Raw genomic sequence first — 20,461 nt, forward strand, 5'->3', positions numbered from 1 at the left:
TAGGGCTCAATGCTCAACGCGATTTATTTGTTGCACCTTCCAGAAAATCGGAAGCTGTATACATCGGAGCCATACCTGTCGATGCAGTTGCCATCAGCCAAAATGCATATCGCAATATTACTTAATCAGGCGGATCGATATACGAAACCATATATATAATCAGCGAGTCATCTATAGAAACCAAAACCCCAAGCAGGGAGTTAGTTATTTCGGATTCACTGTGTGTCTACAAAAAAGAGAGTGATTCCGCATGCCAAACCATTACAGGGACTTTTGATAAGCCGTTATGCCTCTATGACGATGGCAAGAAAAAGATCTTGAAAGAGCCATCTAGCTGCTCGGAATTACTTGAAAATGGCAAGCAAAATTAAGCACAGCTCATATCATCTACACTTCTTGGCTCATGCTTTATAAAAAATACTCGCTCGAAAACCATCAACACCCATACTCAAATAAATCGAATCCCAAAAACTAAAGATAGACTATACTTCCGATTAGAAAAGTATTTTCATTGCGAATTATTGCCATCAAAGAAGCGACCTAATCCTACTTTCCAACAACCCCGGAAACCTCGTATACCACGTCTGATTCAACGGCGACGGATGCGGCAGCGGATAGAGCGTTAACGTCTTGCGGATGCCCTCTTCCGTTTCCAGGGTGACCTCGATGCTGTTTTCGAAGCGGTCTTCGCTCTTCCAGAAGGCTTCCAGGCGGGCGCGTTCTTCCTTGGATTGGCCGATGCCGAACCAGAGGAAGGCTTCGCGGCCGAGGGTGATGAGCTGGGTGCCGTGCCAGTGTTCTATCAGCAGGCGGCGCATCAGGGGATGAAAGGTTTTCTTCACCCGCTCCGACCAGGCTTTGTTGCCCAGGGGTTTGTAGGGCACGGTGTTGGCCCAGAAGAATTGCTGGCTCAGGCTGCGGGTGGCTTCGAAGTCGGCCGGGGGCTGGCCGTGCAGATGGGTATAGAGGACCTTGCGGGCGATCTGGCCGCCGCTGCCGATGAAAGGTTCGCCGTACTTCACCTCGTCCCGCCCCGGATCGCGACCAAAGAAGCCTAGCGGCGCATCGGGATCGCCCAGACCGATGATGGGGTCCAGCGGATCCTTGGCGAACTGTTCATAGACCGGAAGATCGACGCCCGGAAGATCGGCAGCGAGCTGGCGAAAGGCTTCGCGCTCTGCGGAAGACAGCGGCATGCAACAGGTCTCCATCGAGGAATTAATCCCTCTAGTAGAGCCCTGCCCTGTGGGTGACGTTCCGTAACGACTGGCGGAGCGGCAGCCCCGGGGCGATAGGGTAAACTGCCCGGCTCGAACGACCCTCAAGGTGAATCGCGTTGATCAATCTGCTACGCAACGGCCTCGGCCAGGTGATCGTCGGCCTGGATCTGGTGACCAGGCCCCGCAAGCTCAAGCGCACTGAGCAGGCTCAGGCTGCCATCGAGGCGGAGCTGGCGAATCTGTCGCTCTATCAGTTCCAGGCCTGCCCCTTCTGCGTGAAGACGCGCCGGGCGCTGCATCGGCTGAACCTGCCGATCCGCCTCAAGGACATCAAGAAGGACCCGCAGCTGCGCGCCGAGCTGGAACAGGGCGGTGGCCGGGTGAAGGTGCCCTGCCTGCGGATCGACGAAGGCAGCCAGAGCGTGTGGATGTACGAGTCGGACGACATCATCGCCTATCTGGAGCAGCGCTACGGCGAGCGGCAGTCGGCCTAGGGTTTAGCGCAGGATTGGTGGTGGACAAGGCTGCGCCGTTGTCCACCCTACGGGGCTACGCTACGGCGGTAGGTGTGTTGGGCTTCGCTGCGCTCAACCCAACCTACGGCATCAGAGATCGCTTTCTTCGACCTTGCGGACCTTGCTGGCGTCCAGGGTGTAGGACGCCTCGGCCAGGGCGTTGTCGACCGCCTCGGTGTGCAGGGTGCCGATGACCCAATAGGGCTCGTAGATGTCGGGGAGCGGCACGCCCTTGGGGTAGCGCACCAGCACGATCTGGTTGGGCGGCGGCGGCGGGACGTGGATGCAGGCGCCTGGATAGGGCACCAGGAAGAATTCGCGGAAATTGCCCTTGGCGTCGGTTTCCAGCGGCACCGGGAAGCCCCCCAGCCGCACGTTCTTGCCATCCAGGGCGGCCACGGTGCGGGTGGAGTGCATCACCTCGGGCAGGCCACTGTCCTTCTGCTTGAGTCCGCCAGGCGCGCCGAAACCGCCTGGTGCCTCGGGGCTGTTGTGGCTGATCTCGGGCATGGTTTCCAGGGCGTGGCGATCCTCCGCGGTGAGCAGGTCGAGCCAGTTGGTTTCCGGGGGTTCGCCCTTGGCGGCGTGGGTCAGCAGCGGCAGGCTGGCGAGCAGCAGGGTGATGAGCAGTCTGGGCATGGTCGGCGGGTCGGACGCAAAAGTCCGAGTGTGAGGCGGCCCAGGTCGGGGGTCCAGTCTCCAGGCCGCAAAGCAGAGCTTCTGCCATGAAAAAGCCCCTGGGTCGACGGGCGACACCAGGGGCGAAAACGCTGTGCTACTTGGCTTCGTCAAGGCGAAGCAGCGTCTTAGCGACGCTTGGTCACCATGCCGTAGATGAACAGCACGATGATGGCGCCGACCACGGCACCGATGAAGCCCGCGCCTTGGCCGGCCTGGTAGATGCCCAGGGCCTGGCCCAGGTAGGTGGCGACCACGGAGCCGACGATGCCCAGGATGATGGTCATGATCCAGCCCATGCTGTCGTCGCCCGGCTTCAGGAAGCGGGCAACCAGGCCGACGATGAGACCGATGATGATGGTTGCGATGATGCCCATGTGAAGAATCCCCTGTTTGAGTGCTGGTAAGACAACGCCGGTCAGCAGGCGTCGTTGTACTCTCCGACCATCGGTGATCCGTCGAGGTTCAGGGGAAAACGGCTTCCGTGTGCGGAAGCCGTCTGGCATCAATCCTGGATCAGGGCTTCCAGGGCGGCGATGCGGGTCTGCAGGGTCGCGGCATCGGCGCTGCGCAGGGTGGCGTGACCGACCTTGCGCCCGGCCTTGAAGGCCTTGCCGTAGTGGTGCAGGTGGCAGTCTTCCAGGGCGGTGACGGCGGCCACCGGCGGTACCGAGCCGATGAAGTTGACCATGGCGCTCTCGCCGACCTTGGCGGTGGAACCCAGCGGCAAGCCGGCCACGGCGCGCAGGTGGTTCTCGAACTGGCTGCACTCGGCGCCTTCGATGGTCCAGTGCCCGGAGTTGTGCACGCGCGGGGCGATCTCGTTGGCTTTCAGGCCACCCTCGACCTCGAAGAACTCGAAGGCCAGCACGCCGACGTAGTCGAGCTGCTCTAGCACGCGGCGGGCATAGTCTTCGGCCAGGGCCTGCAGCGGATGGTCGGAACTGGCTACCGACAGGCGCAGGATGCCGCTCTCGTGGGTGTTGTGCACCAGCGGATAGCAGGCCACCTCGCCATCACGACCGCGCACCGTGACCAGGGAGACCTCGCCGGTGAAGGGCACGAAGCCTTCCAGCAGCAGGGGCACGCTGCCCAGTTCGGCAAAGGCGTCGGTGACGTCTTCCGGCTGGCGCAGGACCTTTTGGCCCTTGCCGTCGTAGCCCAGGGTGCGGGTCTTGAGCACGGCCGGCAGACCGATGCGGGCCACGGCGGCGTCCAGGTCGGCCTGGGAGAGGACGTCGGCAAAGGCCGGGGTGGGGATCCCCAGGTCGCGGAACATGGACTTCTCGAACAGGCGGTCACGGGCGATGCGCAGGGCTTCGGCGGACGGATAGACCGGCACGAATTGCGAGAGGAAGGCCACGGTCTCGGCCGGGACGCTCTCGAATTCGAAGGTCACCAGATCGACCTCGTCGGCCAGCTGGTGCAGGTGATCCTGGTCGCCGTAGTCGGCGCGCAGGTGTTCGCCCAGGGCGGCGGCGCAGGCGTCAGGCGCCGGATCGAGAAAGGCGAAGTTCATGCCCAGCGGCGTGCCGGCCAGGGCGAGCATGCGGCCCAGCTGGCCGCCACCGATGACGCCGATCTTCATGCCTGCTCCCTCGGATCGGGGTTGTCCAGCACGGTGCGGGTCTGCTCTTCGCGAAAGGCGTTGAGCCGCTCGTGGTATTCGGGGTACTTGCCGCCGAGAATGCTGGCGGACAGCAGCGCGGCGTTGATGGCGCCGGCCTTGCCGATGGCCAGGGTGGCGACCGGTACACCGGCCGGCATCTGCACGATGGACAGCAGGGAGTCGACGCCCGAGAGCATGGACGACTGCACCGGCACGCCCAGCACCGGCAGGTGGGTCTTGGCAGCGCACATGCCCGGCAGGTGGGCGGCGCCGCCGGCCCCGGCGATGATCACCTCGATACCGCGCCCGGCGGCCTCTTCGGCGTACTGGAACAGCAGATCGGGGGTGCGGTGGGCGGAGACCACCTTCACTTCGTGGGGAATGCCCAGCTTGTCCAGCATGTCGGCGGTGTGGCTCAGGGTGGACCAGTCGGACTTGGAGCCCATGATCACGCCTACGAGTGCGCTCATCGTCGTGCCTCTGAAATGAAGAAGCCACGCGGTGGACGTGGCTTGGGAAATGAGCGGCCTAGTATAGACGAAAGCGGGGCGGAGCGTGCCCCTGCGCCGGGTATCGCCTGTCGGTTGGAGGACAGGCTGTGGCGCTCACGGGACGGGTGGTGGTGTGGGGCGAGAGGTGCGGGCTAGATGCCTGGACGCTTGAGGTGGGATCGCGCTAGAGAGCGCCCTCACCCCGGCCCTTTCCCGCAGGCAGGAGAGGGGGTGGATTGGCGCGGCGTGAGGGGTGGTTTTTATCGCGGCCATGGGCCGCTCCTACAGTCGTATCTGAACCTGTAAGAGCGGCCACGTCGGCGGACCGCCATGGCCGCGATAAGGCCTTGCCTCAGATCCCCACGTCAGGCAACTGCGGGCGGGTTTCCAGGGCCTTGGCCATCAGGCGTTCGACGAAGGCGCGGTCCGCGTCGGGCAGGGCCAGGCGTGGCGGACGGGTCAGGGCGCTGCCGCGGCCGGCGAGTTCTTCGCAGAGCTTGATGCACTGCACCAGGTCCGGGCGGGCATCCAGGTGCAGCAGCGGCATGAACCATTCGTAGAGCGGCATGGCCTCGGCGAAGCGACCGGCCTTGGCCAGGCGGAAGATGGTTTCGCCTTCGGTGGGGAAGATGTTGGACATGCCCGAGACCCAGCCTTCGGCGCCCACCGCGATGCTTTCCAGCACCACGTCGTCGAGACCGGCGAAGAGCACGAAGCGGTCACCCACCTCGTTGCGCACGTCGATGAAGCGACGGGTGTCGCCGGAGGAATCCTTGAAGCAGACGATGTTGTCGACGTCGGCCAGGGAGATGAGGATGTCCGGGGTGACATCGTTCTTATAGATCGGCGGGTTGTTGTAGACCATCAGCGGCAGGTCGAGGGCGCTGGCCACGCTGCGGAAGTGGGCGGCGGTCTCGTGGGGCTTGGCCGAGTAGACCAGGGCCGGCATGAGCATGATGCCGTCGGCGCCGGCGCGACCGACCGCCTGGGCGGTGCGGGTGGCATTGAGGCTGGTGAATTCGGCCACGCCGCAGATCACCGGTACGCGACCACCGGCGGCGTCCTTGGCGACCTCCACCAGGGAGATCTTTTCTTCCAGGGTCAGGGAGGTGTTCTCGCCCACGGTCCCGCACATCACCAGGCCGGAGACGCCATCGCGCACCAGGTTGCTGATCACGCCATGGGTCTTTTCCAGGTTGACCGAGAAGTCGTCGTTGAATTGGGTGGTGACGGCGGGAAAGACGCCGCTCCAGTTAACGCGGGGAGTGCTCATGCGGGGGTTTCCTCCAGACGGGAACGGGGCTTGAGAGAGTCGCGGTATTGCCGGGGCGACAGGCCGGTGAGACGGCGGAACTGGCGGCTGAAGGCGCTGTGGTCGGTATAGCCACAGGCCAGGGCCACCTCGGTGACGGGCAGATCGCGGGCCAGCAGGCGCGAGGCGGCGTCGAGCCGGGCCTTGTGCAGCAACTGCTGGGGCGTGAGGCGCAGGATGCGCTTGCACTGGCGCTCGAGCTGGGAGACCGACAGGCCGACTCTCTGACTCAGTTCGCCCACCGAGAGCGGCTGGGCATAGTGCTCGCGGAGGTAGCGATCGACCTCGGCCACCTTGGCGTGGGCCGGATGATCGGCGGCCGGCGCCTGCAGGTCGTGGGAGATGCCGGCCATGCCCATCAACTGGCCCTGGGCGTCGTGCAGCGGCAGCTTGCGGGTCAGGCACCAGCCCGGGGTACGACCGGCGTAGAGGTGCAATTCCAGCTGGTCATCCAGCGCCAGGCCTTCGCGCAGCACGCGGCGATCCTGCTCGGCGTAGGCGCCGCCCAGGGGCGCGGGAAAGACTTCCTCAGCGGTCTTGCCGAGCAATTCGGCAACGCTCTCAAAGCCGCAACGTTGGGCCAGGGTCAGGTTGACCAGCACATAGCGCGCCTCCAGATCCTTGACGAAGAACACCACGCCGGGGATGGCGTCGAGCAGCGGTGCCACCAGGCTCAGGCTGGCGAGCAGCGCGGGCAGGTCGGCGGGCCGGGCGCGGCTCAGGGCGTCCAGGTAGGCGGCGTTCATCTCTCGTCCTCGGTCAGGGTCAGCAGGCTGTCGATACGGGTGGGTTGCAGGGGAAAGCGCGGCGCCGGCGGCGTCCAGCCCAGCAAGACGCGGGTGGCCTGGCCGCAGATGCGGCCCTGGCAGGCGCCCATGCCGCAGCGGCTGCGCAGCTTGGCCTGGGTCCAGTCGGCATGGCCGACCAGGGCGCCAAGGGTGACGTCTTCGCAGCGGCAGACCAGGGTGTCCGGCTGGGCCAGGCGGGCGATGGCCGGGTCCAGGGTGAAGGTACGGGCCAGCTGGGCGGCAAAACGGCGCCAGGTGCGGGCTTCGGCCTGCACACTGGCAATGGCGTCGAGGCGGCCGCTGGCGACCAGTCCGGCGATACGGCCGGTGGCCTGGGCCAGTTCGTTGCCGCCGATGCCGGTGCATTCGCCGGCGGCCAGGATGTGCGGCTGGCTGGTGCGCTGGTGGCTATCCACCGCCACGGCGCCGTCCAGGGTCGCGCAGCCGAGGCTCTGGGCCAGTTCGACATTGGGCACCAGGCCGTAGCCACAGGCCAGGCGGTCGCAGGCGATCTCCCAGCGACGCTCGCCCTGGCGCAGGCGCACGGCTTCGAGGCGATCGCTGCCGAGCGCCGCCTCGACCCAGGTGCCGGGGCTATAACGGGGAGTGGCCAGCGTCAGCGCCTGGCGCAACTTGTTCGGCCAACGCCAGAGCTGCAGACCGAACGCGAGTACGGCGCGGCGCCCGGCCTGTTCGGCGACCAGGGCGACCCGGGCACCCGCCTGGCGCGCGGTGGTGGCGCTGGCCAGCAGCAGCGGACCGGTACCGGCGACCACCAGGCGCTCATCGGCCACCTCCACGCCACCCTTGATCAGCGCCTGTAGACCACCCGCGCCGGTCACTCCGGGCAGGGTCCAGCCGGGAAAGGGCAGCAGCAGTTCGCGGGCACCGGTGCAGAGAATCAGGGTCTCGAAGTCCAGGGTACGGCTGCCCTGGGCGTCTTCCAGCAGTAGCTGGTGCGAGCCCAGGACCGCGGCGACGCGGGTCTGGGTAAGCAGGGTGACGTCTGCCGGCAATTGACCGACCTCGGCGGCGACCTGTCCCGCGCGAGCGCGCCAGATCTGGCCGCCGGGCAAGGGATTGTCGTCCAGCAGCACCAGGCTCAGGCCCCGACCACTGGCCGCGCGGGCGGCGGCGAGACCGGCCGGGCCGGCGCCGATGATGAGCAGATCGCAGCGCATGGCGTTCATGACAGGCGCTCCACCTGCATGCCGTCCTGGCACGGCGTCTGGCAGGCCAGGCGACGTACGCCATCGACCTGTACCCGGCATTCCTGGCAGATGCCCATGCCGCAAAAGGGCGCGCGGGCTTCACCGCTTACCGAACGGCGCGCCGCGGGGTTGCCGCTCTTGGCCAGGGCCGCGGTGAGCAGACTGCCGGGACGCATCTCCAGGCGCTCGCCATCGATGAACAGGGTCAGCATGCCAGGCTCCTGGGGGCAGTCGCGAAGCGGGCCGGGGCGAAGGGTTCCACGTGGAACGTGGAACCCTCGCCGAACAGCCCACTGACGATGGCTTCGGCGGTGGCCGGCGCGGTGGTGACGCCCAGGCCCTCGTGACCGACCGCCAGCCATAGACCGGGCTGATCGGGATGGGCGCCGATCAGTGGCAAGCCATCGGGGCTGGCGGCGCGCTGGCCGGTCCAGCCGCGGATCAGTGAGGTATGGGTCAGGCCGGGCAGGAAATCCAGGGCGCGGCGCAGCAGCTGGCCGACCACCGCAGGTTCCACGGCCATGTCCGGACGCTCGAACTGGCGCGACGAGCCGATCAGCAACTGGCCGGTGGGTCGCGGCTGGACATTGAAGGCCACCGAGGCGCCGCTGCTGGCGTGGGCGCTGGCGCCGTAGCCGATCTCCACCAGCTGGTGGCGGACCTGCTCGGGATAGCGATCGGTGATCAGCAGATGGCCCTTCTTGGGCACCAGCGGCAGGTCCGGGCAGAGACTGGCGGCCTGCAGGCCGGCGGCGAGCACCACGGCGTCGGCGCTCAGCCAACGCCCGTCGTCCAGGCGCACCCGCGAGCCTTCGACGGCGCTCACCCGGGCACGCTGGAATTCGATCAGTGGCGAGCGTTGCAGCAACCAGGCGGCCACCACGGGTGCATAGAGCAGGCCGTCGCCGGGCACCTCCAGGCTACCAGCCAGGGCGGTCAATGCCGGTTCCGCCGCGGCAGTGGCCGCAGCGTTCAGCGGCTGGTTGGCGACACCCTGTGCATCCAGGCGCTGGCGCTTCGCTTCGATCAGATCGAGCTCGGCGGCATCGCGGGCCAGCCAGAGGGTGCCGCAGTTGCGGTAGTCGGCGGCAGTGGGCAGCTGGGGCACCAGTTCGCGCCAGAGCGCCAGGGAGCGCGCGCTCAGGGTCAATTCGGCGGGGTCGTCGTCCATCACCACCAGGTGGCCCATGCCGGCGGCGGAGGCGCCGGGCAGGCCGGCGTCCAGCACCCGCACGCGACAGCCGCGCGCGGCCAGGGCCGCGGCGCAACTGGCCCCGACGATGCCGGCGCCGACGACGAGGACCTCCGCCACGGACGTCACCCCGGGATACCCCAGGCGAAGGGATCGTCCGCGGCCAGCAGCAGGGTCGCTTCGGCCATGACGTGAGCGCGGCCGCGGATCACCGGCAGGATGCGGCCTTCGTCGCCGGGCTGATAATGGGCTTCGAAGCGACTGCCGATGACGCTGGCCTGCTGCCAGACGGCGCCGGGGGCCAGGTCGCCGTCGGCGGCAAGGCAGGCCAGCTTGGCGCTGGTGCCGGTGCCGCAGGGGGAGCGATCGTAGGCCCGCCCCGGGCAGAGCACGTAGCTGCGACTGTCGGCGCCGTCCGGGTCGTCGGCGAAGAGTTCGATGTGATCGATATGGCCGTCCTGCTCGCCGGTGATGCCGGCGGCCTCCAGGGCGCCACGCAGGGCCAGGCTGAAGGCGAGCAGGTCGTCAAGGTTGTCGGCGGCGATGCGCTGGCCGTGATCGGCACAGAGAAAGAACCAGTTGCCACCCCAGGCGATGTCGCCGGTGACCGGCCCATGGCCGGGAATCTCCACCTGGACGGCGTGGCGATAGCGATAGGCCGGGACGTTGCGCACGCTGACGCTGCCGTCGTCATGCAGGGTGGCGGTGACGTCGCCGACCGGGGTCTCGATCAGGTGATCGCCGGGGCCGATCCGGCCAAGGTGAGCCAGGGACACCACCAGGCCGATGGTGCCGTGACCGCACATGCCCAGGTAGCCGACCTCGTTGAAGAACACCACGCCAGCGCTGGCCGCGGAGGATACCGGCTCGCAGAGCAACGCCCCGACCAGTACCTCGTTGCCCCGCGGTTCGCGCATGCAGGCCCGGCGGAAGGCGTCGTGTTCGCCGGCCAGACGGCTGCGGCGTTCGGCCATGCTGCCGTGGCCGAGATCGGGAAAACCATCCAGCACCAGGCGCGTGGGTTCACCGCCGGTGTGGGAGTCGATGACGCGGATGCGCTGCATGGCTGACCTCCGTGAGAGAGAGGCCAGTGTCGCGCAGATCGGCACAAAAGGCTTGCAGGACGTCGGCTAGCTAAAAGCCGATATCAGCACAGTCGATCGTCGTCGATCAGCCGCTGTGGCTTTGGTTTTCCAGATGGCGCCAGACCTGCTGCACCAGCCGTTTGCGCAACAGGGCACAGCGGTAGAGGCGGATCTCCAGGCCGACCTGCCAGGCGGCGTCGCCGCAGATGGCCAGTTCGCCGCGGGCCAGCTCCGCGGCCACCGACAGCTGTGGCACCCAGGCCACCCCCAGGCCCTGCAGCGCCATGGTCTTGAGGCTGTCGGCCATGGCGGTTTCATAGAGGGTCACGGCGCGCAACTTGCGCTGGCGCAGCAACAGATTGACCGAGCGACCGAGAAAGGCCCCGGCGCTGTAGGCCAGCAGCGGGACGCTGCCCTCCCCGTCCAGCTGGAACAGCGGCTGGCCGTTGGCATCGGTGGCGCAGACCGGCAGCATGGCAGTGTGCGCCAGGTGCAGCGAGGGAAACAGCTCCGGATCCATCTGCAGGGCCGCATCGGGATCGTGGAAGGCCAGCATCAGGTCGCAGGCGCCGTCGCGCAGGGCGTGGATGGCATCGCCGACGTTGGTGGCCACCAGGCGGCTGGCCAGGGCCAGGCCCTGGCCGCGCAGACCGGCGATCCACTGCGGAAAGAAGCCCAGCGCCAGGGAATGGGCGGCGGCGAATTGCAGCACCTCGCCCTGCCCGCCTTCGAGGTGGTGCAGGTGGCGTACCGTCTCGCCCAGCTGCTCCACCACGCTGCGCGCCGTGACCAGAAACAGCTGACCGGCTTCGGTGAGGCTAACTGGCGTATGGGATCTGTCCACCAGGGTCAGGCCGACGCTTTCCTCCAGCGCGCGGATGCGTCGGCTGAAGGCGGGCTGGGTGACGAAACGCTTTTCGGCGGCCTGGGAAAAACTGTAGGTGGCCGCCAGGGCCACGAAGTCTTCCAGCCATTTGAATTCGATGTTCATGGCACCCATACGTCGTCTGATCTCGCGAGGTCACAACCAGAGTTATGCCGATCCGGCATGAGGCTTGGCGGATCGGCATTGGCCGGGATCGGCTGGCAGGCCTAGATTCTAGGGCATCGCGGCGCCCGCCGCTCGATCGAAGCCCAACGCTATCATGTCCGACTCTGCATCATCCGTCCGCCTCGAAAAAGATCTCCTCGGTACCCTCGAAGTCCCTGCCGATGCCTACTACGGCATCCAGACCCTGCGCGCCGTGCAGAACTTCCGCCTCTCCGGCGTGCCCCTCGGTCACTACCCCAAGCTGGTGGTGGCCCTGGCCATGGTCAAGCAGGCGGCGGCCGACGCCAACCACCGACTGGGCCATCTGCCCGCGGAAAAGCACCAGGCGATCAACGACGCCTGCTCGCGCATCATTCGCGGCGAATTCCACGACCAGTTCGTGGTGGACATGATCCAGGGCGGGGCCGGCACCTCGACCAACATGAACGCCAACGAGGTGATCGCCAACGTGGCCCTGGAGCTGCTCGGCCACGCCAAGGGCGAGTATCGCCACCTGCATCCGAACAACGACGTCAACATGGCGCAGTCGACCAACGACGCCTACCCCACCGCCATCCGCCTGGGCCTGCTGCTTGGCCATGACGCCCTGCTCGCCAGCCTGGACAGCCTGATCACCGCCTTCGCCGCCAAGGGCGTGGAATTCGCCGAAGTGCTGAAGATGGGTCGCACCCAGCTGCAGGACGCGGTGCCCATGACCCTCGGCCAGGAATTCCATGCCTTCGCCACCACCCTGGGCGAAGACCTGGCGCGGCTGAAGAGCCTGGCGCCGGAACTGCTCACCGAGGTCAACCTGGGCGGTACCGCCATCGGCACCGGCATCAACGCCGATCCCGGCTACCAGCTGCTGGCCGTGCAGCGCCTGGCGGAGATCAGCGGCCAGCCGCTCAAGCCCGCCGCCGACCTGATCGAGGCCACCTCGGACATGGGCGCCTTCGTGCTGTTCTCCGGCATGCTCAAGCGCACCGCGGTGAAGCTGTCGAAGATCTGCAACGACCTGCGCCTGCTCTCCAGCGGTCCGCGCACCGGCATCAACGAGATCAACCTGCCGCCGCGCCAGCCGGGCAGCTCCATCATGCCGGGCAAGGTCAATCCGGTGATCCCCGAAGCGGTCAACCAAGTGGCCTTCGAGATCATCGGCAACGACCTGGCGCTGACCCTGGCAGCCGAGGGTGGCCAGCTGCAGCTCAACGTCATGGAGCCCCTGATCGCCTACAAGATCTTCGACTCCATCCGCCTCTTGCAGCGCGCCATGGACATGCTGCGCGAGCATTGCATCACCGGCATCACCGCCAACGTCGAGCACTGCCGCCGCCAGGTGGAGCACTCCATCGGCCTGGTCACCGCGCTCAACCCCTACCTGGGCTACGAGACCTCTACCCGCATCGCCAAGACGGCGCTGGAAACCGGTCGCGGCGTCCTGGAACTGGTGCGCGAGGAAAATCTGCTGGACGAGGCGACCCTGGACGACATCCTGCGCCCGGAAAACATGATCGCCCCGCGGCTGGTACCGCTGAAAGCCAAGGTCTGAGTCCCGTCCGCCAGACCTGAGCGGTAACCGACGGCAACTCCCCGCGGGCGCGGTATCCTTCTTGCTTGGAAGGCTGCCACCGCCCCGGGGAGTTTTCGTATGCGTCAGTCCGGTCTGATCAATCTCAACCTGGTGTCCCTGGTGCTCCAGCAACTGGCCGCCGACACGCCCGCCCGGGCGGCGCCCCTGCTGGCCGGCAGCGGCCTGCGGCTGGACGACCTCGAACAGCCCCATCGGCTCATCACCCTGGCCCAGGAACAGCGGGTCATCGCCAACGCCCTGCCGGTGGCACCGCCCGAACTGGGGCTGCTGCTGGGCTGGCGGCTGCGCGTCTCCGGCTACGGCCTGCTCGGCTATGCCCTGCTCAGCGCCCCGACCCTGGGCGCCGCGCTGCAGGCGGCCCTGGCCCACCAAAGCCTGCTGGGCGCCTATTTCACCCTGCGCCTGGAGCGCCACGGCGAATTGGCCTGGCTCAGGGCCGACGACCATCCCTTCGCCCCGGAGCTGGAGCGCTGCAACGCCGAGTGCTGTCTGGCGTCGCTGCTGGCGATCTGCTGCGACCTCTTGGGTACGTCCCTGCCGCTGGTGCAGGTGGCCTTTCGGCACGCCGAGCCGGTCTATCGCGCGCGCTATGGCGACTGCTTCGGCGCCACGCCCCTGGCCTTCGCCGCCGCCCTCAACGGCCTGGCCTTTCCCGCTGCCTGGCTTGATCGCGGACTGCCACTGGCCGATCCGGTGACCCATCGCGACGCCTTGGAGCAGTGCGGGCGTCTCGCCCCCGAACAGGATCGCCAGCGCGCCCTGCTCGCCCGCATCCGCACCCTGCTGGGCGCCGACCTGGCGGCCCCGCCCTCCTTCGCGGCCCTGGCCGACCATCTCGGCATGGCGCCGCGCAGCCTGCGTCGCCACCTGCAGGCCGGCGGCAGCGGCTATCAGCAATTGCTGGACGAGTTGCGCTTCGTGCGGGCGCGCGACCTGCTGGCCCAGGAGCGGCTGCCCATCTATCGCATCGCCGAGGCGATGGGTTTCAGCGAGACGGCCAGCTTCCGCCATGCCTTCCGCCGCTGGAGCGGCCAGTCGCCGCGGGGTTATCGACTCTAGCGGCCGGCGTATGCTGAGCGCTTCCCGTCCCCATGGAGGATTCCCCATGCCCTCGCTGACCCTGCTCGCGGACCGCGGCCAACCCACCGACCAATACCGCCTGCCGGCGGAAAAGCGCCTGGAGGGCGATCCGCTGCAGAGCCTCTGGCTCGACTACGAGGATGGCAGCGGCGTGTTCGCCGTCGGCCATTGGCACAGCGAGGTGGGCAAGTGGCGGGTGAACTACACCGAAGAGGAGTACTGCCAGATCCTCGAAGGGGTGAGTCTGGTCACCGATGACCAGGGCCACGCCACCCGGCTCGGGCCCGGCAGCAGCTTTGTCGTGCCGCGCGGCTTCCAGGGCACCTGGGAGGTGCTGGAGCCGACCCTGAAGCGCTTCGTGGTCTACGAAGCCAAGGGCGGCTGATGGCCGCCGCCGGGCGCAATCTGGCCGGATCTATCCCCTTTTGGCCGCAGCGCCTCTCGTCGCGGGCCGCCGGGCTGGCAAGAATCTGGAGAGAGCCCGCCGCCCGGAGTCGCCATGCGCATCCACCACAGTCCCGATCACGCCCTGCATCACGGCCGCTGCGAATTGATCGATGGCCAGTTGCAGCCCTGTTTCGAAAAGCCCCAGCGCGTCGAATTCATCCTCGCCGAGTGTCACCGTAGGCAGCTCGGCGAGGTGGTGCCGCCCAGGGACTTCGGCCGGGCGCCACTGGCACGCATCCACAGCACGGCCTATCTCGACTTTCTCGCCGGCGCCTGGGACGAATGGGCGGCCCGCGGCGAGACCGTGGACCTGCTGCCCTATACCTGGCCGGCGCGCACCCTGCGCCAGGTGCTGCCGCCCACCAGCCTGCACGGGCGCCTGGGTTACTACAGCTTCGACGGCGGTGCGCCCATCACCGCCGGCACCTGGCAGGCCGCCTACAGCGCCGCCCAGGTGGCCCTGAGTGCCGGGGCCGAGGTCGCCGCGGGCGCACGCAGCGCCTTCGCCCTCTGCCGCCCGCCGGGCCACCACGCCGCCGCCGATGTCATGGGCGGCTACTGCTATCTGAACAACGCCGCCATCGCCGCCCAGGCCGCCCTCGACGGCGGCGCCCGGCGGGTGGCCATCCTCGATGTCGACTACCACCACGGCAACGGCACCCAGGACATCTTCTATGCGCGCGACGATGTGCTGTTCCTCTCGCTGCACGGCGATCCGGGTTTCGAATTCCCCTTCTTCCTCGGCTATGCCGACGAGACCGGCAGCGGGGCGGGCCAGGGCTTCAATCTCAATCTGCCGCTGCCCGCCGGCAGTGCCTGGGACCGCTGGAGCGCCGCCCTGGAGGTGGCGCTGGCGCGCGTGCAGGACTATGCCCCGGACCTGCTGCTGGTCTCCCTGGGCGTGGACACCTTCAAGGCCGATCCCATTTCCCAGTTCAAGCTGGAGAGCGACGACTACCTGCGCCTGGGCGAACGCCTGGCGCGGCTCGGCCTGCCGACCCTGTTCGTCATGGAAGGCGGTTACGCCGTGGCGGAGATCGGCATCAACACGGTGAACGTCCTGGCCGCCTTCGACGGCGCCTGATCCCTATCGCGAGGAATCCGACCATGCACAGCCTCCTGCGTCCGCTCACCGCCCTGCTCGGCGGCGCCCTGCTCGCCACCGCCGTCCAGGCCGCCGATCCCGGTGAACTGCGGGTCTACAACTGGGCCGACTACATCCTGCCCGAGACGCCCAAGGACTTCGCCAAGCAGACCGGCATCCGCGTCACCTGGGACACCTTTGACAGTAACGAGTCGCTGGAAGCCAAGCTGCTCACCGGTCGCTCCGGCTATGACCTGGTGATTCCTTCCAACCAGTTCCTGGAAACCCAGATCAAGGCCGGGGTGTTCCAGAAGCTGGACAAGAGCAAGCTGCCCAACTGGCAGAATCTCGATCCCGAGTTGCTCAAACTGCTGGAGGTCAACGATCCGGGCAACCAGTACGGCGTGCCCTACATGTACGGCACCATCCTGATCGGCTTCAATCCGGCCAAGGTCAAGGCGGCGCTGGGGGCGGACGCACCGGTGGACAGCTGGGACCTGGTGTTCAAGCCAGAGAACATGGCCAAACTCAAGAGCTGTGGCGTGGCCATGCTGGACTCGCCCTCGGACATCCTGCCGGTGGTGCTGCACTACCTGGGCCTGGACCCCAACAGCGCCAACGCCAAGGACTACGAAAAGGCCACGGCGCTGATGCTGAAGATTCGCCCCTACATGGCCTACTTCAACTCCACCAAGTACATGACCGATATCGCCAACGGCGACATCTGCGTGGCGGTGGGCTATTCGGGCAGCTTCTACCAGTTCGGCAATCGCGCCAAGGAAGCCGGCAACGGCGTGGTGGTGGACTGGCGTCTACCACGCGAGGGCGCGCCCATCTGGTTCGACACCTGGGCCATTCCGGCCAGTGCCGCCAATGTCGACCAGGCCCATGCCTTCATCAACTACCTGCTCGAACCCAAGGTGATCGCCGGGATCAGCGACTACCTCGGCTATCCCAACGCCAACAAGCCGGGCATGCCGCTGGTGACCGCCGCCATCCGCGACAACCACGACCTGGTGCCCACCCCGGAAATGCTCAAGAAGCTCTATGTGGTGCAGCCGCTGCCGCAACCCATCGAGCGAGTCCGTACCCGCGCCTGGAGTCGCATCAAGGCCGGTAACTAGCGGCCACGGCGTCCTTGACCATCCGAATGGTAGCCAATGGCTACCATTCGGCGGTTACACCCCCGCATCCGGGAACCCTCTATCGCGCTAAGGGACTTATTGTGCTGAAGTGACCCATTGGATTTACCTGCCAGGTACGGCGTCATGTCCCTCAGTCTCGCCCTCACCCGAGCGCTGGCGCGCCCTTTCTGGGCCCTGCGCTTCGAACCGGTATTGGAACGGCATTACCAGCACGATATCGCCCGTTCGCGCCGACGGCACCTGCGCATCAGCCTGACCGTGGCCATCCTCGCCTACGCCAGCTTCTCGATCTGGGACTGGATCCTCATGACCGATGCCTTCTGGCTCATCACCCTGCTCAGCGCGCTGGTGGTGATCGGCGGCGGGGTGGTGTTGCTGGCGCTGGGGGTGATACCCGCCGAACATCCCGCGCGCGAGTGGCTGGGCATCCTGCCCTGTCTGCTGGCCTATCTGCCGCCGCTGCTCGACGTCGAGGCCACCGATGCGGCGCATCGCGCCCTCTGGCTGGCAACCATGCCGCTGATGACGCTCTTCACCAACAGCTGCATCGCCCCGCCTCTGCGCCAGGCCTCGGTCCACACGCTGTTCGCCCTGCTGGCCATCGGCCTGGCCACCCAGATGCATAGCCTGCCGGCCCTGGAGGCATCGCTGGTCATGACCCTGGCGTTCGCCACCGCGAGCTTTACCCTGCTCAACAACTTCTGGATGGAGCGCGCCCGCCGTCAGGGCTATCTGCTGATCCTGCGCGACCGCTTGCGCAACGAAGAACTGACCGCCTCCAATCGCTTCCTGGCGCAGCAATCCGCCACCGATCCCCTGACCGGCGTGGCCAATCGCCGGGCGCTGATGCAGGCCCTGGCCAGCGCACTGGCCCATCCCCCGCCCCGGCCGCTGCTCCTGCTGATGATCGATGTCGATCACTTCAAGGCCTTCAATGACCGCTACGGGCATCCGGCCGGCGATCGCTGTCTGCAACAGGTCGCCAGCGCCCTGGCCGAAGAATTGCGCGCCGGCGATTGCCTGGCCCGCTACGGCGGCGAGGAATTCGCCATCCTCTGCACGCCGTCGCGCGAAGAGGATGCCGCCAAGCTGGCGCAGCGCCTGCTCGAGGCCGTACGGCGCCTGGAGATCCCCCACCTCGGGCTCCAGGCCGGTCCGCGGGTGACCGTGAGCATTGGCGGCGCCTGCGCCCGACCGGATCATGACTGCGCCGAGAGCTTTATCGAAGCCGCCGATCGCCAGCTCTACTGGGCCAAGCAGGCCGGGCGCGACCGCGCCATCCTCGAGGACTGCGATCGCTGCCACCCAGCGATGGAGGAATCCCTCTAGCTCAGGCGATAGACCCGATCGACCAAGGCCACGCTGGCCAGGCGCTGGCGCAGATCGTCGTCCAGGCTGGGATCCTGCCAGTCGTAGAGGCCGATGCGGGCATAGGCCCGACCCCGCGGCGGGCGGGTACCCAGGTACTCCCAGACCACTCGGGTGCAGGCCGGCTCGCGTCGGTCGGAAGCGCTGACGCCCAGCTTGAGTCCGTTGAGGCGATCGATGCGGTTGCGCGCGCTGGGCAGCAGCACCGTCTGCGACAACTCGTTGCCGGTGAGGGATTCGTAGTCGGTAAAGAACAGCCGGCTTTCCAGGCTCATGGCCAGGCCCAGGTAGCGAAAGCGTGCCTGGCTGGTGGTCTCGCCGCGGCGACGCAGGCGCTCGAAGCGCACGTAGCGGAAGACACCCGCTTCCGCGAACAGCCAGACCAGTCCGCAGAGCACCACGCCCGGCGTGGACAGCGACGGATAGTATTCGTGGTAGTAGCCCTGATAGCGCGCCAGGCCTTCCTGACGCTCGCCGAACAGGGCCAGGGCCTGCCCGGCCCACCCCGTTTCCTGGCCGACCGGCGCCGCCAGACGCGCCGCGAATTGCCGCTGTGGCAGCTGCAGATCGCCCACCGGCAGGCCGAAGAACTCCGCCAGTCGCTGCAGGTTGTAGGGCGACGGACGGCTCTGCCCGTTGAGGTAGCGATTGAACTGGGCGCGGTTGATGCCGACGGCGCGACAGACGGCGGCAATCGAGCGGTGGCGCTGGCAGAGCAGCTGCAAATTGGCGGAAAAGTCGCTCATGAGTCCGGCCCGAGCTTGACAGACGGCCAGAAAACTAGCATCAAGTCGCGCCATTTTGAAGCGAGGCGCGGAATTGTTCACGCCGGTGGGATAGCCGAATCTAGGCGCCCGGTCCGACCTACTGCCCGTTCCACCCGGACCGACCCGCCCCAGCGCCTGTTGCCGTCGTCTCCCCACGACGGGAGCAGGTCCTGGCGGGATATTCCACAATAATAGCCCCAAGGCTTGCGAGCCGGCCTTGGAGCATCACTAGCATGCTCGAGGATTCTTCATGCACTACCTAGAAATGCTCAACGACTTCCTGTCCGGCCACGTGCTCATCGTGCTGATCGTCGGCCTGGGCAGCTATTTCACCCTGCGCTCACGATTCGTGCAGGTGCGCCATTTCCCGCACATGTTCACCGTGTTCAAGGATTCCCTGCGCAACAGCGGTGACGGCCTGAGCTCCTTCCAGGCGCTGATGCTCAGCCTGGCCGGTCGCGTCGGTGCCGGCAACATCGCCGGCGTGGGCCTGGCCGTGACCCTGGGCGGCCCCGGCGCGGTGTTCTGGATGTGGGTGACCGCCCTGGTCGGCATGGCCAGCAGTTTCTTCGAGTGCACCCTCGCGCAGGTCTACAAGCGCGCCGACGGCGACGGCCTCTATGTCGGCGGCCCGGCGTACTACATCCAGCACGGCCTCAACAAGCGCTGGATGGCGCTGGCCTTCTCGGCGCTGCTGCTGGTGACCTACGGCTTCGCCTTCGTCGGCCTGCAGTCCTTTACCGTGACCCATTCGCTGGAAAACGCCTTCGGCCTGCCGGTGCAGTACACCGGGATCGCCCTGGCCATCCTGCTGGGCCTGGTGTTCATCGGTGGCATCAAGCGCATCGCCGCGGTCTCCGACATCCTGGTGCCGGTCAAGACCCTGGCCTACATCGCCGTCACCCTCTATGTGATCGTCACCCAGATCGACCTGGTCCCCGGCACCCTGCTGACCATCGTCAAGAGCGCCTTCGGCCTGGAACCGGCCTTCGCCGGCCTGCTGGGCGCCGCCATCACCATGGGCGTCAAGCGTGGCGTCTTCGCCAACGAAGCCGGCCTGGGCGCCGCACCCAACGTCGCCGCCGTGGCCGCGGTCAAGCACCCGGCCGCCCAGGGCGTGGTGCAGGCCTTCAGCGTCTTCCTCGACACCTTCGTCATCTGCACCTGCACCGCGCTGCTGATCCTGCTCTCGGGCTTCTACACCCCGGGCTTCGAAGGCGACGGCATCGTCCTGACCCAGAACTCGCTGGCCGCGGTGGTCGGTGACTGGGGTCGCATCTTCATCAGCGTCGCCCTGTCGCTGTTCGTATTCACCTGCATCCTCTACAACATCTACCTGGGCGAGAACGGCCTGCGCTACCTGCTCGGCCGCGGCAAGGCCGTGCTGCTCGGCTATCGCGGCCTGGTGCTGGTGCTGATCTGTTGGGGCTCGATGCAGAACCTGACCACGGTGTTCGCCTTCGCCGACATCACCATGACCTGCCTGGCCTTCGTCAACCTGATCGCCCTGGCCATGCTGATCAAGGTCGGCATGCGCATCCTCAACGACTACGACGCCCAGCGCCGTGCTGGGGTCGACCAGCCGGTGTTCGACGCCGACCAGTTCCGCGACCTGGACCTGGATCGCCAGGCCTGGCCGGCGCTGGAGCGTCTGGAAGAGACCGTCGCCGAAGCCCGCGCCGCCCAGCCGCGCCAGGCGCACTGACCGCCGTCGTGGTCACCTTGGGCTTCGCTGCGCTCAACCCAACCTACATCATCCGTAGGTTGGGTTGAGGCGGCTCCATCGCCGAAGCCCAACGGCCCCGAACCATGATTCGCTTGTCTGCCCCCACCTCGCGTGGGGGCAGT

Annotated in this window: 21 protein-coding genes; 8 read left to right on the forward strand and 13 right to left on the reverse strand. The window is 66.9% G+C overall.

What is annotated here, in order from left to right; genetic code table 11:
- Window positions 1-527 precede the first annotated feature (527 nt).
- Window positions 528-1,196, reverse strand: a complete 669-nt coding sequence (locus tag CFE50_RS05975; RefSeq protein WP_286732002.1) for a uracil-DNA glycosylase family protein — start codon at window positions 1,194-1,196, stop codon at window positions 528-530.
- A gap of 140 nt (window positions 1,197-1,336) precedes the next feature.
- On the opposite strand from CFE50_RS05975, the gene CFE50_RS05980 reads away from it, so the two are divergent.
- Window positions 1,337-1,714, forward strand: coding sequence for a glutaredoxin family protein (locus tag CFE50_RS05980; protein ID WP_058790760.1), 378 nt, complete (start codon window positions 1,337-1,339; stop codon window positions 1,712-1,714).
- 111 nt (window positions 1,715-1,825) lie between these two features.
- On the opposite strand, the gene CFE50_RS05985 is transcribed toward CFE50_RS05980, so the two are convergent.
- The 11 genes from CFE50_RS05985 to CFE50_RS06035 all read right to left on the reverse strand — a co-directional run bounded on the left by CFE50_RS05985 (window position 1,826) and on the right by CFE50_RS06035 (window position 11,092).
- The gene (locus CFE50_RS05985) at window positions 1,826-2,374 is read right to left on the reverse strand and encodes a DUF3299 domain-containing protein (RefSeq protein ID WP_058790759.1); all 549 of its coding nucleotides are present in this window, start codon (window positions 2,372-2,374) and stop codon (window positions 1,826-1,828) included.
- Between the two features lie 167 nt (window positions 2,375-2,541).
- Window positions 2,542-2,790, reverse strand: coding sequence for a GlsB/YeaQ/YmgE family stress response membrane protein (locus CFE50_RS05990; RefSeq protein ID WP_286732003.1), 249 nt, complete (start codon window positions 2,788-2,790; stop codon window positions 2,542-2,544).
- A 128-nt stretch (window positions 2,791-2,918) separates the two neighbouring features.
- A complete protein-coding gene (locus tag CFE50_RS05995) occupies window positions 2,919-4,001 on the reverse strand; it encodes a 5-(carboxyamino)imidazole ribonucleotide synthase (RefSeq protein ID WP_286732004.1) in 1,083 nt (360 codons plus the stop codon).
- A complete protein-coding gene (gene purE / locus CFE50_RS06000) occupies window positions 3,998-4,492 on the reverse strand; it encodes a 5-(carboxyamino)imidazole ribonucleotide mutase (protein WP_027598658.1) in 495 nt (164 codons plus the stop codon). Before purE ends, CFE50_RS05995 begins: the two co-directional genes overlap by 4 nt.
- Before the next feature lie 373 nt (window positions 4,493-4,865).
- Complete coding sequence (locus tag CFE50_RS06005) at window positions 4,866-5,786, reverse strand: dihydrodipicolinate synthase family protein (protein ID WP_027598659.1); 921 nt, start codon at window positions 5,784-5,786, stop codon at window positions 4,866-4,868.
- Window positions 5,783-6,571 (reverse strand): AraC family transcriptional regulator, encoded by a 789-nt coding sequence (locus tag CFE50_RS06010; protein WP_241807485.1) that lies wholly within the window; start codon window positions 6,569-6,571, stop codon window positions 5,783-5,785. Before CFE50_RS06010 ends, CFE50_RS06005 begins: the two co-directional genes overlap by 4 nt.
- Window positions 6,568-7,803 carry an NAD(P)/FAD-dependent oxidoreductase gene (locus CFE50_RS06015; protein WP_286732005.1) on the reverse strand — a complete coding sequence of 412 codons (1,236 nt, stop codon included), beginning with the start codon at window positions 7,801-7,803 and terminating at the stop codon, window positions 6,568-6,570. The genes CFE50_RS06010 and CFE50_RS06015 overlap by 4 nt, the downstream gene beginning before the upstream one ends.
- A complete protein-coding gene (locus tag CFE50_RS06020) occupies window positions 7,800-8,036 on the reverse strand; it encodes a (2Fe-2S)-binding protein (protein ID WP_278442614.1) in 237 nt (78 codons plus the stop codon). The genes CFE50_RS06015 and CFE50_RS06020 overlap by 4 nt, the downstream gene beginning before the upstream one ends.
- Window positions 8,030-9,145 carry an NAD(P)/FAD-dependent oxidoreductase gene (locus CFE50_RS06025; protein ID WP_286732006.1) on the reverse strand — a complete coding sequence of 372 codons (1,116 nt, stop codon included), beginning with the start codon at window positions 9,143-9,145 and terminating at the stop codon, window positions 8,030-8,032. Before CFE50_RS06025 ends, CFE50_RS06020 begins: the two co-directional genes overlap by 7 nt.
- The gene (locus CFE50_RS06030) at window positions 9,142-10,080 is read right to left on the reverse strand and encodes a 4-hydroxyproline epimerase (protein WP_286732007.1); all 939 of its coding nucleotides are present in this window, start codon (window positions 10,078-10,080) and stop codon (window positions 9,142-9,144) included. The genes CFE50_RS06025 and CFE50_RS06030 overlap by 4 nt, the downstream gene beginning before the upstream one ends.
- 106 nt (window positions 10,081-10,186) lie before the next feature.
- Window positions 10,187-11,092, reverse strand: coding sequence for a LysR substrate-binding domain-containing protein (locus tag CFE50_RS06035; RefSeq protein WP_286732008.1), 906 nt, complete (start codon window positions 11,090-11,092; stop codon window positions 10,187-10,189).
- 154 nt (window positions 11,093-11,246) lie between these two features.
- Here CFE50_RS06035 and CFE50_RS06040 point away from each other — a divergent pair, with 154 nt between their 5' ends.
- From CFE50_RS06040 to CFE50_RS06065, 6 genes are all read left to right on the forward strand, one after another.
- Window positions 11,247-12,680 carry an aspartate ammonia-lyase gene (locus CFE50_RS06040; protein ID WP_027598670.1) on the forward strand — a complete coding sequence of 478 codons (1,434 nt, stop codon included), beginning with the start codon at window positions 11,247-11,249 and terminating at the stop codon, window positions 12,678-12,680.
- Window positions 12,681-12,779: 99 nt separating this feature from the next.
- Window positions 12,780-13,781: an AraC family transcriptional regulator gene (locus CFE50_RS06045; RefSeq protein WP_286732009.1), complete on the forward strand. Its 1,002-nt coding sequence runs from the start codon at window positions 12,780-12,782 to the stop codon at window positions 13,779-13,781.
- A 46-nt stretch (window positions 13,782-13,827) separates the two neighbouring features.
- Window positions 13,828-14,187 (forward strand): cupin domain-containing protein, encoded by a 360-nt coding sequence (locus CFE50_RS06050; RefSeq protein WP_007160070.1) that lies wholly within the window; start codon window positions 13,828-13,830, stop codon window positions 14,185-14,187.
- A gap of 114 nt (window positions 14,188-14,301) precedes the next feature.
- Entirely contained in the window at window positions 14,302-15,333 is a 1,032-nt protein-coding gene (locus tag CFE50_RS06055) for a histone deacetylase family protein (protein WP_241807478.1), read from the forward strand.
- 23 nt (window positions 15,334-15,356) lie between these two features.
- Entirely contained in the window at window positions 15,357-16,457 is a 1,101-nt protein-coding gene (locus CFE50_RS06060) for a polyamine ABC transporter substrate-binding protein (protein ID WP_027600465.1), read from the forward strand.
- 144 nt (window positions 16,458-16,601) lie between these two features.
- Window positions 16,602-17,807 carry a GGDEF domain-containing protein gene (locus tag CFE50_RS06065; RefSeq protein ID WP_241807476.1) on the forward strand — a complete coding sequence of 402 codons (1,206 nt, stop codon included), beginning with the start codon at window positions 16,602-16,604 and terminating at the stop codon, window positions 17,805-17,807.
- Here the strand turns inward: CFE50_RS06065 and CFE50_RS06070 are convergent.
- Complete coding sequence (locus tag CFE50_RS06070; protein WP_286732010.1) at window positions 17,804-18,592, reverse strand: helix-turn-helix domain-containing protein; 789 nt, start codon at window positions 18,590-18,592, stop codon at window positions 17,804-17,806. The genes CFE50_RS06065 and CFE50_RS06070 overlap by 4 nt on opposite strands.
- 271 nt (window positions 18,593-18,863) lie before the next feature.
- On the opposite strand from CFE50_RS06070, the gene CFE50_RS06075 reads away from it, so the two are divergent.
- Window positions 18,864-20,318 carry an alanine/glycine:cation symporter family protein gene (locus CFE50_RS06075; protein ID WP_241807474.1) on the forward strand — a complete coding sequence of 485 codons (1,455 nt, stop codon included), beginning with the start codon at window positions 18,864-18,866 and terminating at the stop codon, window positions 20,316-20,318.
- Window positions 20,319-20,461: the final 143 nt, after the last annotated feature.

This window comes from Pseudomonas sp. PGPPP4, assembly GCF_002256045.1.
In the GTDB taxonomy this organism is placed as follows: domain Bacteria; phylum Pseudomonadota; class Gammaproteobacteria; order Pseudomonadales; family Pseudomonadaceae; genus Chryseomonas; species Chryseomonas oryzihabitans.

Coding starts and splice junctions, on each gene's coding strand:
- CFE50_RS06040 (WP_027598670.1), top strand. CDS start 11,247: ATGTCCGACTCTGCATCATCCGTCCGCCTCGAAAAAGATCTCCTCGGT.
- CFE50_RS06060 (WP_027600465.1), top strand. CDS start 15,357: ATGCACAGCCTCCTGCGTCCGCTCACCGCCCTGCTCGGCGGCGCCCTG.
- CFE50_RS06045 (WP_286732009.1), top strand. CDS start 12,780: ATGCGTCAGTCCGGTCTGATCAATCTCAACCTGGTGTCCCTGGTGCTC.
- CFE50_RS06075 (WP_241807474.1), top strand. CDS start 18,864: ATGCACTACCTAGAAATGCTCAACGACTTCCTGTCCGGCCACGTGCTC.
- CFE50_RS06020 (WP_278442614.1), bottom strand. CDS start 8,036: ATGCTGACCCTGTTCATCGATGGCGAGCGCCTGGAGATGCGTCCCGGC.
- purE (WP_027598658.1), bottom strand. CDS start 4,492: ATGAGCGCACTCGTAGGCGTGATCATGGGCTCCAAGTCCGACTGGTCC.
- CFE50_RS06005 (WP_027598659.1), bottom strand. CDS start 5,786: ATGAGCACTCCCCGCGTTAACTGGAGCGGCGTCTTTCCCGCCGTCACC.
- CFE50_RS06050 (WP_007160070.1), top strand. CDS start 13,828: ATGCCCTCGCTGACCCTGCTCGCGGACCGCGGCCAACCCACCGACCAA.
- CFE50_RS05990 (WP_286732003.1), bottom strand. CDS start 2,790: ATGGGCATCATCGCAACCATCATCATCGGTCTCATCGTCGGCCTGGTT.
- CFE50_RS06030 (WP_286732007.1), bottom strand. CDS start 10,080: ATGCAGCGCATCCGCGTCATCGACTCCCACACCGGCGGTGAACCCACG.
- CFE50_RS06065 (WP_241807476.1), top strand. CDS start 16,602: ATGTCCCTCAGTCTCGCCCTCACCCGAGCGCTGGCGCGCCCTTTCTGG.
- CFE50_RS06035 (WP_286732008.1), bottom strand. CDS start 11,092: ATGAACATCGAATTCAAATGGCTGGAAGACTTCGTGGCCCTGGCGGCC.
- CFE50_RS05995 (WP_286732004.1), bottom strand. CDS start 4,001: ATGAAGATCGGCGTCATCGGTGGCGGCCAGCTGGGCCGCATGCTCGCC.
- CFE50_RS05985 (WP_058790759.1), bottom strand. CDS start 2,374: ATGCCCAGACTGCTCATCACCCTGCTGCTCGCCAGCCTGCCGCTGCTG.
- CFE50_RS06070 (WP_286732010.1), bottom strand. CDS start 18,592: ATGAGCGACTTTTCCGCCAATTTGCAGCTGCTCTGCCAGCGCCACCGC.
- CFE50_RS06015 (WP_286732005.1), bottom strand. CDS start 7,803: ATGAACGCCATGCGCTGCGATCTGCTCATCATCGGCGCCGGCCCGGCC.
- CFE50_RS05975 (WP_286732002.1), bottom strand. CDS start 1,196: ATGCCGCTGTCTTCCGCAGAGCGCGAAGCCTTTCGCCAGCTCGCTGCC.
- CFE50_RS06055 (WP_241807478.1), top strand. CDS start 14,302: ATGCGCATCCACCACAGTCCCGATCACGCCCTGCATCACGGCCGCTGC.
- CFE50_RS06010 (WP_241807485.1), bottom strand. CDS start 6,571: ATGAACGCCGCCTACCTGGACGCCCTGAGCCGCGCCCGGCCCGCCGAC.